General features: G+C 62.6%; 12 protein-coding genes. All 12 read left to right on the top strand.

The window, feature by feature from the left end; all coding sequences use genetic code 11:
- The first annotated feature begins 8 nt into the window (after positions 1-8).
- The 12 genes from LZK81_RS21805 to LZK81_RS21750 all read left to right on the top strand — a co-directional run bounded on the left by LZK81_RS21805 (position 9) and on the right by LZK81_RS21750 (position 12,296).
- A complete protein-coding gene (locus tag LZK81_RS21805) occupies positions 9-890 on the top strand; it encodes an ABC transporter permease (RefSeq protein ID WP_046626234.1) in 882 nt (293 codons plus the stop codon).
- Between the two features lie 373 nt (positions 891-1,263).
- The gene (locus tag LZK81_RS21800; protein WP_233954650.1) at positions 1,264-1,917 is read left to right on the top strand and encodes a TerC family protein; all 654 of its coding nucleotides are present in this window, start codon (positions 1,264-1,266) and stop codon (positions 1,915-1,917) included.
- A gap of 281 nt (positions 1,918-2,198) precedes the next feature.
- Positions 2,199-3,155, top strand: a complete 957-nt coding sequence (locus tag LZK81_RS21795) for a VOC family protein (RefSeq protein WP_046626235.1) — start codon at positions 2,199-2,201, stop codon at positions 3,153-3,155.
- Between the two features lie 15 nt (positions 3,156-3,170).
- A complete protein-coding gene (locus LZK81_RS21790; RefSeq protein ID WP_046605118.1) occupies positions 3,171-3,899 on the top strand; it encodes a PIG-L deacetylase family protein in 729 nt (242 codons plus the stop codon).
- Positions 3,900-3,915: 16 nt separating this feature from the next.
- Positions 3,916-4,587 carry a 4-carboxy-4-hydroxy-2-oxoadipate aldolase/oxaloacetate decarboxylase gene (locus LZK81_RS21785; protein ID WP_233954649.1) on the top strand — a complete coding sequence of 224 codons (672 nt, stop codon included), beginning with the start codon at positions 3,916-3,918 and terminating at the stop codon, positions 4,585-4,587.
- A 52-nt stretch (positions 4,588-4,639) separates the two neighbouring features.
- A complete protein-coding gene (locus LZK81_RS21780) occupies positions 4,640-5,695 on the top strand; it encodes a 4-oxalomesaconate tautomerase (protein WP_233954648.1) in 1,056 nt (351 codons plus the stop codon).
- A 15-nt stretch (positions 5,696-5,710) separates the two neighbouring features.
- Positions 5,711-6,583: an NAD(P)-dependent oxidoreductase gene (locus LZK81_RS21775; RefSeq protein ID WP_233954647.1), complete on the top strand. Its 873-nt coding sequence runs from the start codon at positions 5,711-5,713 to the stop codon at positions 6,581-6,583.
- Between the two features lie 181 nt (positions 6,584-6,764).
- Entirely contained in the window at positions 6,765-7,499 is a 735-nt protein-coding gene (locus tag LZK81_RS21770) for a GntR family transcriptional regulator (protein ID WP_370689391.1), read from the top strand.
- A gap of 160 nt (positions 7,500-7,659) precedes the next feature.
- Positions 7,660-9,072, top strand: a complete 1,413-nt coding sequence (gene ligM, locus LZK81_RS21765; protein WP_046605122.1) for a vanillate/3-O-methylgallate O-demethylase — start codon at positions 7,660-7,662, stop codon at positions 9,070-9,072.
- 92 nt (positions 9,073-9,164) lie between these two features.
- A complete protein-coding gene (locus LZK81_RS21760; RefSeq protein WP_046605123.1) occupies positions 9,165-10,088 on the top strand; it encodes a methylenetetrahydrofolate reductase in 924 nt (307 codons plus the stop codon).
- 81 nt (positions 10,089-10,169) lie between these two features.
- Positions 10,170-11,420, top strand: a complete 1,251-nt coding sequence (locus LZK81_RS21755; RefSeq protein WP_233954646.1) for a LysR substrate-binding domain-containing protein — start codon at positions 10,170-10,172, stop codon at positions 11,418-11,420.
- 96 nt (positions 11,421-11,516) lie between these two features.
- Positions 11,517-12,296 carry an IclR family transcriptional regulator gene (locus tag LZK81_RS21750; protein ID WP_233954645.1) on the top strand — a complete coding sequence of 260 codons (780 nt, stop codon included), beginning with the start codon at positions 11,517-11,519 and terminating at the stop codon, positions 12,294-12,296.
- The last annotated feature ends 50 nt before the right edge of the window (positions 12,297-12,346 follow it).

Genomic DNA, 12,346 nt, shown 5'->3' with positions numbered 1-12,346 from the left:
AAAGAGATATGGCTACGATCAATCTGTCGGAAAGCTCGCGGACGCCCGGCTGGTATGCGACCTTCATCACCCGCCTGCGCCGCAACGTGCCGTTCACCGTCGGTCTCGGCATTCTCTGGCTGGCGGCCGTGGTGGTGGTTGCGGTCTTCGCCGACCAGATCCGCCCCTACAACATCACGGCCATGGACCTGTCGAGCCGTCTTTCCCATCCGGGCGCTCTGAAACATCTGCTCGGCACCGATGAACTCGGCCGCGACGTGCTTTCGCGCCTGCTCCAGTCGGTCCGGGTGTCGCTGATCATCGCCTTCGGCGCGACGATCCTGTCTGCGGTGTTCGGCACGGCGCTCGGCTTCGCGGCGGCGCAATTCCGGGGTGCAGTCGAACATCTCGTGCTGGTGCTTGCCGATTTCCAGGCGGCGCTGCCGTTCCTGATCATGTCGCTCGCGGTGCTCGCCTTCTTCGGCTCGTCCATGGTGCTGCTCGTCTGCCTCATGGGGTTCTACGGCTGGGAGCGTTACGCCCGCATCGCCCGCGGCCTGGCGATCTCGGCGAGCTCGCAAGGGTATGCGGCCTCCGTCGTGCAGCTCGGCGCAACACCGGCGCGGGTCTATTTCCACCACATCCTGCCGAACGTCGCCTCGACGTTGATCGTCTCGATGACGCTGACCTTCCCGGAAATCATCCTGATGGAAAGCGGTCTTTCCTTCCTGGGGCTCGGCGTGCAGCCCCCGGAGACGAGCCTTGGCAACATGGTCGGTTTCGGCCGCGAATACCTGACCCGCGCGCCGTGGATCATGCTCGCTCCGTCGGTCGTGATCATGCTGACCACCCTGTCGATCAGCATTGTCGGTGACTGGCTGCGCGACAAGCTCGACCCCACGCTTTCGTAATCTCGGTGTGGTCGCCGCAAGCCCGGTGGCCACTTCCGTTGACGCAGCTCTTGGCGCTGTGGACGGATTACAACGGATCGTCAACGATCACGGGCGAAAACAGCCCAAAACCAGCTGTTTCATAAACTCGCCACTTGAGTTTCTGCGATCATGCCGCTAAATCTCACGCCACCAGGACCGGGCCCCTCTGACAGTTCATGCTTGAGCTGTGATGTCGGACTGGATTAGTCCAACTTGGGTGCCTGGTGTTCGTGGGAATCATGTGACGACAACGGCGGTGACCTACGACAGGCGGAAATGCAGGTCGTGAGCGTCTCAAGTTCGTCTCGGTCCACACGCGGGCACTCCCGCCTTTTAAGAGATTGGGTGCCAAATGATGGAAATTTTCAGCGCGGAGGCATTGTCCGCCCTCCTGCAGGTTATCATGATCGACCTCGTGCTGGCCGGCGACAATGCGATCGTCATCGGCCTTGCTGCTGCAGGCCTGCCGAAGGAACAGCGGTCCAAAGCCATTCTGGTCGGTATCATCGCAGCGACCGTGCTGCGTATCGGTTTCGCGCTTGCCACGACCCAGCTTCTGCAGATCGTCGGCCTGCTGCTGGCCGGTGGTGTCCTGCTTCTCTGGGTCTGCTGGAAGATGTGGCGCGAATTGCGCACGCCCCATCAGCATGAGGACGAAGCTAACGAAGCGCTGCAGAATGCAGACCTCAATGCCGACGGTACGGTCGCGGGCGGTGCGCCGCGCAAGACTTTCTCCCAGGCTGCCTGGCAGATCGTCATTGCCGACGTCTCCATGTCGCTCGACAACGTGCTCGCCGTTGCGGGTGCTGCTCATGAACATCCAGAAGTCCTGATCTTCGGCCTGGTCCTCTCGATCGCGCTGATGGGTATTGCGGCAAGCTTCATCGCCCGCCTGCTCAACAGGCATCGCTGGATTGCCTATGTCGGTCTTGCCGTCATCCTTTACGTGTCGCTCGAGATGATCTGGCGCGGCTATCACGAAATTGCGCCCTATATCGCCGGGTAATGTCGTCCGGCGCGGCGGTCCTGCCGCCGCGCCGTTTTCTTCGGGCCTTTAGCGTCCCGTCTTCGCTCGCCACGCGCCGAGCAGCTTTTTCCTGATCTCAACCAAAACTTATGCCGCGTCAGCAGAACCTATTCGTCAGGCTGCCGATCTGCTTTTATGTCTTCATGCCAAGCTGCGGCGCCCATGCGCCGGCCGTGTTGGAGTGGAGGACGCGGGCTCGATTTTTGGAGGAGAATGCGCCTGTCCGCCGGGCGCGATAGATCGACCATCTAGGAAAAGCCATGACCGAACCCTGTTATGATGTTGCCCATCTCGGCCACGTCGAGCTCTATTCAGACCGTTTCGACGAGTCGCTCGACTTTTTCACCCGTGTCTACGGGCTGACCGAAAGCGGCCGTGAAGGCGACAGCGTCTATCTGCGCGCCTATGACGACTACGAGTTCCACACGCTGAAGCTCACCAGGCATCACACGACCGGTGTCGGCCACATCGCCTATCGCACCTCGTCCGCCGAAGCGCTTGAGCGCCGCGTCAGGGTAATCGAGGAAAAGGGCTGGGGCGTCGGCTGGACCGAAGGTGATCTTGGTCACGGTCGGGCCTACCAGTTCAAGAGCCCTGACGGCCATCTGTTCGAGCTCTACTGGGACACCAGGGAATATGTGGCGCCGCCGGAAGAAAAGCCGGCGCTGAAGAACATCGCCCAGCGTTACCATGGCCGCGGTGCGAGCCCGCGCCGCCTCGACCACGTCAATCTGCTTGCCGCCGATGTCAGCCTGATCCGCGAATTCATGACCACGGCTCTGGGCAGCCGGGTTACCGAGATGATCCAGCTCGACAACGGCCGTCTCGGCGGCTGCTGGTTCACCATCAACAACAAGACCTATGATCTCGCCTGCTCCGAGGACCATACCGGTTCGCATGGCCGTTTCCACCATGTCACCTATGCCTGCGACCAGCGCGAGGACATCCTGCGCGCCGCAGACATCTTCCTGGAAAACGGCGTTCACATCGAATCAGGCCCCCACAAGCATGCGATCCAGGGCACGTTCTTCCTCTACGTCTGGGAGCCCGCCGGCAACCGCGTCGAGCTCGCCAATGCAGGCGCCCGCCTGATCCTGCGGCCGGACTGGAAGCCGGTCGTCTGGACCGAAGCCGACCGCAAGAAAGGCCAGGCCTGGGGCATGAAGACGATCGAAACCTTCCACACGCACGGCACGCCGCCGGTGGCGCACAAGTAAGTCAAGAGGCATCCCATGGCAAAGACAGCATTGGTCATCAGCGCCCATTCGGCGGATTTCGTCTGGCGTTGCGGCGGCGCGATCGCGCTTCACGAGGAAAAGGGCTACGACGTCACCGTCATCTGCCTGTCCTATGGCGAGCGCGGCGAAAGCGCCAAGCTCTGGAAGAACCCGGGCATGACGCTCGAAAAGGTGAAGACGGAGCGCCGCAGGGAAGCAGAAAATGCTGCCAAGGCGCTTAACGTCACCGACATCCAGTTCTTCGATCTCGGCGACTATCCGCTGGTCGTGGACCAGGAGGCCAAGTTCAAGCTGGTCGACGTGATCCGCAAGGTTCAGCCGGAATTCATGCTCTCCCATTCCAAGTGGGACCCTTACAATACCGACCACATGTATGCGACGCAGGTTGCGATCGAAGCCCGCATGATCGCCCAGGCCTGGGGCCACAATCCCGGCGAAAAGATTCTTGGCGCGCCGCAGCTCTACCTGTTCGAGCCGCATCAGACCGAACAGATGGAATGGAAGCCGGATGTCTTCCTCGACATCTCTCCCGTCTGGGAAAAGAAGTGGGCGGCCATCCAGTGCATGGAAGGCCAGGAACATCTCTGGCACTTCTACAAGAATGTCGCCGAGAACCGCGGCAACCACTTCATGCGCAATTCCGGCGGCCAGGCCAGCGGACGCAAGTCGACCCACGCGGAAGGCTTCCAATCGGTCTTCCCGCGCACTGTCGATGAACTTTGATGGGGGATGAACTCTGATGTCGGTCGTCGTCCAGAATATCGAACGCGCGGATCAGTCGGTCATCGACCGGCTGGCCGCCTGCGGTGTTGCCACGGTGCATGAAGCGCAGGGCCGCAAGGGCCTGCTCGCCAGCTACATGCGGCCGATCTATCCGGGTGCGCGCCTTGCGGCGAGCGCCGTCACCATCTCGGCGCCTCCGGGCGACAACTGGATGCTGCACGTGGCGATCGAGCAGTTGAGGGCCGGCGACATCCTGCTGCTCGCGCCGACCAGCCCCTGCGAAGACGGCTACTTTGGCGATCTGCTTGCCACCTCCGCCCAGGCGCGTGGCTGCAAGGGCCTGATCATCGATGCCGGCGTGCGTGACGTGGTCGATCTGACCCAGATGAAATTCCCGGTCTGGTCGAAGGCGGTCTATGCCCAGGGCACGGTCAAGGAAACGCTCGGGTCGGTCAACATTCCGGTCGTCTGCGCCGGCGCCTATGTCCGGCCGGGCGACGTGATCGTTGCCGATGACGATGGCGTCTGCGTGGTTGCCCGCGAGGAAGCCGAAGCGGTTGCCAAGAAGGCGGAAGCCCGTGTCGCTGCCGAAGAGGACAAGCGCAAGCGGCTCGCCGCCGGCGAACTCGGCCTCGATATCTACGACATGCGCGGCAAGCTCGCCGAAAAAGGCCTGAAGTATATCTGAGCGGTGGAGGCCGCTTTCTCTTCTCCCGGGCGGGAGAAGAAGGGAGATCGAGATGAGTGACACTGAAACCGGCGTCCGCTGCATGTGGATGCGGGGCGGCACCTCCAAGGGCGGGTATTTCCTCGCCTCGGACCTGCCGGCCGACCGTGACAATTTCCTGCTGCGGGTGATGGGATCGCCCGACCCCCGCCAGATCGACGGCATGGGCGGTGCCCACCCGCTGACCTCCAAGGTGGCGGTGGTCCGGAAGTCCGAGCGGGAAGGGGTCGATGTCGACTATCTTTTCCTGCAGGTCTTCGTCGACCAGCCGATCGTGACCGATGCGCAGAATTGCGGCAATATCCTCGCCGGCATCGGGCCTTTCGCCATCGAGCGCGGGCTGGTGGCCGCCAAGGGCGAAAAGACCGAAGTCTCGATCTTCATGGAAAATACCGGGCAGATCGCCATCGCGACGATCGAAACACCCGGCGGCCAGGTGACCTACAAGGGTGATGCCCGGATCGACGGCGTGCCGGGAACCTCCGCGCCGGTGCCGATCGTGTTTGCCGATACGGCCGGTTCCTCCTGCGGCGCGCTGCTGCCGACCGGGAATGCGGTCGACGTGATCGAAGGCGTCGCCTGCACGCTGATCGACAATGGCATGCCCTGTGTCGTCATGCGCGGCGACGTGCTCGGGATTGCCGGAACGGAAAGCCCGAAGGATCTCGAAGCGAACCAGGAACTGCGCGCCAAGCTGGAGGCGATCCGGTTGAAAGCCGGGCCGATGATGAATCTCGGTGACGTCGCCAAAAAATCCGTGCCGAAGATGACCATGGTCTCTGCGCCGGCGGCGGGCGGGGCGATCTCGACCCGCACCTTCATCCCGCATACGTGCCATGATGCGATCGGCGTGCTCGGCGCGGTCAGCGTTGCGACCGCCTGCCTTCTGCCGGAAGGTCCGGCTTCCGAACTGGCCGTCATTCCGGAAGGCGACGAGAAGCTGCTGTCGATCGAGCATCCGACCGGCGAGATGAGCGTCATCGTCACCATGAAGGATGGCGAGGTCTATCGTGCGGCGGTGTTGCGCACGGCGCGCAAGCTTTTCGACGGCGTGGTTTTCGGCGACTGAGAGTAGGACACGGGCATGAGGATCGCATTTCTGGGTTTTGGCGAAGCGGCACGCGCCTTCCATGACAGCCTGGCGCCGAAGCTCGAGAATGGCGAATTCCGTGCCTATGACCTGCTGCTCGACAATGCCGCCAAGGCGGGTGAGATGCAGGCAGCGATGACAAGCCGTGGCGTCAGGCCGGAAGCGTCGCCTGCGGGTCTTGCCGATGCCGAATGGATCTTCAGCGCGGTCACCGCCGACCAGAGCCTGATTGCCGCGAAGTCCATCGCGCCGCATCTCGGCCAGGGCGCGCTGCTGATCGACATCAATTCCGTCTCCCCGGGCCGCAAGCGCGAGACTGCCGCGCTTATCAACGAAACGGGTGCCGACTATCTCGACATGGCCGTCATGGCCCCGGTCCATCCGAAGGGCCATGCGACGCCGGTTCTGATTGCCGGCAAGAACGCGGCCGAACTTCTGGAGCGTTTTCGCGGTCTCGGCTTCAGCGCCGATGTCGCCGGAGAAGCAGTCGGCTCTGCGACAGCCATCAAGATGGTGCGTTCCGTGTTCGTGAAAGGTCTTGAAGCAATCACTGTCGAGGCGCTGCTCGCGGCAGAGGCCTCGGGCTGCTTCGAGGAAATTTTAACCTCGCTCTCCCAGAGCTTTCCGGGTCTCGATTGGTCGAAATTCCCGGATTACCAGTTCGAGCGCACCACCCGCCACGGCCGCCGCCGGGCCGCCGAGATGCGTGAAAGCGGCGTTACGCTGGATGCGCTGGGGCTGAACGGCGGTCTTGCCCGCGAGATTGCCGCCGTCCAGGACGAGATGGCGGCCAGCGGCGTGAAGCCGGCCGGCGATCTCAGGGAAACTGTTGCGCGGGTCCTTTCGGCTCGGCGTCAAGGCAAATAAGCTCGCCTCTTCAGCGCGTTGCCTTGTATACGCGGCATGCTTTTCCACTCCAAACCCGCACCGTCATCCACAGCCTTAGCCCTCTGTATACATGAGGCTTGGCCAATCCATCAGATGTGGCTAAGATTTGCAGATCGACAGGCGGAGGTTGCGCCGGCTTGTCTCAGGCAAAGGTGCGGATTTGGAAGAGACCTCGAGAACGACCCACACGATGCGCGCGCTGATGGAACTGCGCAAGAAAATCCTCAGCGGCGACTATCCCGGCGGCACCCGGCTGTTCGAAGTGTCGCTGGCCGAGACGCTGCAGATTTCCCGGACGCCGGTGCGCGAGGTGATGTCGCGCCTTGCGGAAGAGGGGCTGCTCGACCGGTTGGCGAATGGCGGTTTCGTGGTCCGAAGCTTCACCTATGCGGATGCCGTCGACGCGATCGAGCTGCGCGGCGTGCTGGAAGGGACCGCGGCGCGGCTTGCCGCCGAACGCGGCGTCTCCCAGGCAGGATTGGATCAGCTTCGGGAAATCCAGGCCCGGCTCGACGATTGTTTCGGTGAAGCTGCGGACGACGTGGATCTGGAAGCCTATTCGGAGGCGAACGCAAGGTTTCATGTGGTGCTGGTCGAGCTCTCCGGCAGCACGGTAATCCAGCGGGAGGTCGAGCGCGCGACACGGCTGCCGTTCGCGTCGCCATCGGCATTCCTGTCGGGCCGCGCCCACGTGGCAGCCTTCCGCCAATCGCTGCATATCGCGCAGGAACAGCATCGCACTTTGGTGTCGGCGATCGCCGGGCGCGAGGGCGCGCGGGCGGAATTCATCGCCCGCGAACATGCCCGCATCGCCCGCAAGAACCTCGAATACGCCGTGTTCGAGGATCCGGAACTGATGCTGACCGTTCCCGGCCTGGTGCTCCTCAACTCCTGAGACCCGACCGCCTGCCGCAGGTTTTGATGGTCGGAAGCCTTCGGTTTACTATCCGGAGGCGATCGTCAGCCTGCCGAATATTTCCCCTTGAATTTGTCTTCCGATGCCGTCATGTATACACGACATCTCAAGCCACAGACAAACCATAGGGAGGAATTCCGTGACTCAGGCCAATCTCACTCAAGTTTTGAAGGATGCGGGCAACACTGTCGAGCATCTGCGTAACTCCAAGACCGGCATCTATGTATACCCGGTCGTGGCTCCGGAATTCTCCAACTGGCGTTCTGAACAGGCTGCATGGCGTGAAGGCGCCGTTCTTTTCGACCAGTCGCATCACATGGACGAGCTGGTCGTCGAAGGCCCGGACGCCGCCAAGTTCCTGGAAAGCCTGTCGATCAACAGCTTCGCCAATTTCGGCGTCGATCGCGCCAAGCACTACGTTCCAGTCACGCCTGCCGGCCACGTCATCGGCGACATGATCATCTTCCGCGAAACGGAAGAGAAGTTCGTCCTCGTCGGCCGCGCGCCGACCGCCAACTGGCTGCTCTACAACGCGTCGCTCGGCAAATATAACGTCAAGCTGACCCACGACCCGCGTTCGCCTTCGCGTCCGGACGGCAAGCTCGTCACCCGCATCCATTACCGCTTCCAGATTCAGGGTCCGGATGCGCCGAAGGTCTTCGAAAAGATGAACGGCGGCCCGATCCCGGAAATCAAGTTCTTCCACGTCGACTGGATCAATGTCGGCGGCCGCAAGGTTCAGGCCCTGCGTCACGGCATGGCCGGCGCTCCGGGTCTCGAAATCTGGGGTCCGTATGCGGAGAAGGACGAAGTTCGCGCCGCCATCATCAAGGCCGCTGAAGAAGCCGGCGTCGATCTGCGCCCGGTCGGCAGCCGCGCCTATGCCACCAACACCCTGGAATCCGGCTGGATCCCGTCGCCGCTCCCGGCGATCTACACCGGTGACGAACTGCAGGCCTATCGCGACTGGCTTTCTGCCCAGAGCTACGAAGCCAGCGGCTCGATCGGCGGCAGCTACGTCTCCGACAAGATCGAAGACTATTACCTGAACCCCTACGAACTGGGTTACGGCGTCTACGTCAAGTTCGACCACGACTTCGTCGGCCGCGCCGCCGTCGAAAAGCAGAAGGCAACCCCGCAACGCCGCAAGGTTACCTTCGAGTGGAATTCCGACGACGTCGTCAAGGTCATCGCTTCGGCTTTCCAGCCAGGCGAGCAGGCCGCCAAGTGGATCGACTTCCCGCTCTCCAACTACGCTTCGTCGAGCTTCGACAAGGTGTTGAAGGACGGCAAGGTCGTCGGCCTGTCGATGTTCAACGGCTATAGCTACAACGAGCGTTCCATGCTGTCGCTCGGCGTCGTCGATGCCGACATCAAGGAAAACGATATCCTGACGCTCATTTGGGGCGAGCCGGATGGCGGTACCTCCAAGACCTCCGTCGAGCAGGGCCACAAACAGGCTGAGATCCGCGTTCGCGTCGCGGCGGTGCCTTACGCTCAGGAAGCTCGTGAAAATTACGCCGAAAGCTGGCGCACAAAGAAGGCCCTCTAATCGATGGGCGTGCGAGAACGGGTTGTTCTCGCACGCCGCTCCGTCCGTCTGACCGGACGTTTTTCATTGGCTAAACGGGGGGAGGATCAACAATGGCACTTTTGAATTTGTTCAGGGGCAAGCAGGAAGAAAAGTCCGTGGAGCCGGCCAGCTTCAGGGACCTTATTGACGGCTATTCCATCGAAGTCATGCCGCGCACCGCGGCCAAGATCGAAGATTTCAAGGCCCTGCTGCCGAAGGGCACGCGGGTCTATATCGCCCATATCGACGGGACGCCGATCGAGGACATGGTGCAGACCGCAAGGCGCCTGCACGAAGACGGTTTCCCCGTCATGCCGCATTTTCCCTCCCGTATCATTCCAAGCCATGCGATCCTGGAGGACTGGATCAAGCGCTACAGAAACGAGGCGGGCGTGGAGCAGGCGCTGCTGCTCGGCGGCGGCGTTTCGACGCCTGCCGGCGATTTCGACAGTTCCATCCAGCTGATCGAGACCGGCCTGTTCGACCGCTACGGCTTCAAGCGGCTGCATGTCGCCGGCCACCCGGAAGGCAATAAGGACATCGACAAGGACGGCGGTTACAGGATCGTCGACGAGGCGTTGAAGTTCAAGCAGGCCTATTCCGAGCGCACCGATGCGGAGATGGCGATCGCCACGCAGTTCGCCTTCGATGCCAAGCCGGTCATCGCCTGGGCGGAGCGCATCGCTGCCGCCGGGGTCAAACTACCAATCCATCTCGGGATTGCCGGCCCGACCAAGCTGCAGACGCTCATCAAGTTCGCCATCGCCTGCGGTGTCGGCCCCTCGCTCGGCGTGCTGCAGAAGCGCGCAATGGATCTCAGCAAGCTCCTGGTTCCCTACGAGCCGACCGAAGTGCTGACCGAGATCGCCGACTACAAGGCTTCCCATCCGGAAAGCCTGATCCAGCAGATCCATGTCTTCCCGCTCGGTGGCATCCGTGCCAGCGGGGAATGGATGAACGAACAGCTGACCGGCGAGCGCAACGTCGCACCGTGAATTAACCGAAGCGGGGCAAGTGCCGGACTTGCTCCGTTTCGACCCGCTGCCGGGAGGAGAAAGGCAGGGGAGGACAGACACGTGGACTATCCCAATCTGCGCCATATCCGTCTTTTCTGCGCCTGCCTGCGCACCGGCTCGCTGACGCGGGCGGCCGATATCGTCGGCGTGACCCAGCCGGCGGCCTCGCAGGCGATTTCGCGCCTCGAAGACCGCTTTGGAACGCGGCTTCTCGAGCGCGGGCCGGGGCATGCGATGGCGACGCCGGCAGGCCGGGTCGTCCAGACCCGGTCGCTCAGGGCACTCGATCTTATCCGGACCGGCTGCCAGAGGCTCCAGGCGGATTCGGGTTCGCGCGGCTCCGGTGCCGATGCAAGGCTGACGATCTCCCACCTGCGCGCCCTACAGGCCTTTGCCCAGACCGGAGGGTTTCCGGGTGCCGCGCGCATCCTCGACCAATCGGGCGCCGCGGTTCAGCGCACGGCGCGCAACGCGGAGGCAATCCTCGGCACAAGCCTTTTCGAGGCCGATGGCCGCGCGACGCGGTTCACCGGTGCCGGTCGCGCCGTTGCCCGCTGGGCCGGCCTTTCGTTGAAGGAACTCGGCAACGCCACCGAGGAAGTGCAGGAGCTGCGCGGCAAGTTCGATGGCCTGGTATCGATCGGCGCGCTGCCCATGGCGCGCACCACCATTGTGCCCGATGCCATTGCCTCGCTGGCCCTCACCCATCCGCTGGCGCGGTTCGAGATCCTCGAAGGCAGCTACGAGCAGCTTCTCAGCGATCTGGAAATGGGACATATCGATTTTCTGATCGGCGCGCTGCGCAGCCGCCTGACGCCGACACTGTGCCAAGAGCCGCTTTTCGATTTTCGGCTGGCAGTCGTCGCGGGTGCCGGCCATCCGCTTTCGAGCAAGGCGGATGTCTCGCTTGCCGAACTTGCCTCCTATCCATGGGTGGTGGCGCGCAAGGGGACGCCCAACCGCAGCACGTTCGATGCCCTGGCGGCGAAGTTTCCCGATGGACCGCAGATGCAAGGGACCGTCGAGACCGGCTCGCTGACGGCTCTGCGGGGTATCCTGATGCAGACGGATCGGCTGGCATTGCTTTCCCGCCATCAGCTCCGGCACGAGTTGAAGGCCGGGTTCCTCGCGCTTCTGAACTACGAAGTGCCGGGAAAGCCGCTGTCGATCGGCATCACCACCCGCCGCAACTGGCAGCCGACGGCTCTCCAGGCGGAATATCTGGCGGCGATCCGGCGTGTGGTCGCGACGGAGGCGGCAGTCAGCGCGCCTGGCGGTGCCCGCCTGCCTGCGCTGAAGGCGGCCGAGTAGCACCACTTGCCATTGCAGTTTTCGCAGTTATCGTTATTGCCGCTTAGGTCCGGCCGGTCTGATGTCGCGCGCCGTCAGGAAAGAGCGGGAGCACCTTTGAGAAAAAAGGCCGTCAACAGTCTCGAACGCCTTCAGGCGGTTCTTGAGGTTTTCACCGAGGACCGTCTGGAATGGACCCCGGAAGAGCTGATGGAGGAGCTGGGCTATAGCCGGCCGACGCTCTATCGCTATCTCAAGATCCTGAAGGACAGCGGTTTCCTCACGTCCATGCCGAATACCGGCTTCACGCTGGGCCCGAGGGTGGTGGAGATGGATTACCTGCTGCGGAAATCCGACAGTCTCATCCTTTCCGGCGCGCCCTACCTCCAGAAACTCACGGGGCGATACGAATGCACGGCGCTTCTGGTGCGCTGGTACGGCGAAAAGATCCTCTGCGTCGATTCGATCAGTTCCAGCCGCGAGGCGATCAGCAGCTATCCGCGCGGGAGGCCGATGCCGCTCAGCCGCGGCGCGATCGGCCGCTCCATCGTCGCCTTCCTGCCGCGCCGCAATCTGGTGCCGCTGATCAATCGCACGCTCGACGATTGGCAGGCAGCGGGCGCCGGCGATACCGTGGAAGCCGTCCTCGACGGGCTGAAGTCGGTGCGCAAGAAGGGTTATGCCGTGGCCCATGGCGAGGTGACACCCGGTGTCGTCGGTTTCGCGGCACCGATCTTCGATGCGGGCCAGAGCCCCATCGCCAGCTTCTCCGTAACGATCGCTCAAGAACACGTCCGCGGCTCCGCTGTGGAGGATATCGGGCGGGAGGTCTTGCTTGCAGCCGGTGAGATCACCGCCGCGCTGGCCTCGCATCGACACAGGATTTCCGGGCGATAATCTCATAATACAAGAAAATGTGTTGACTTTCGGCGACTGCCTTCGCATTT

Origin of the sequence: Neorhizobium galegae (assembly GCF_021391675.1) — a bacterium.
Lineage (GTDB): Bacteria > Pseudomonadota > Alphaproteobacteria > Rhizobiales > Rhizobiaceae > Neorhizobium > Neorhizobium galegae_B.
Note: the sequence above shows the minus strand (reverse complement) of the source record. Positions and strands in the feature narration are given on the sequence as shown.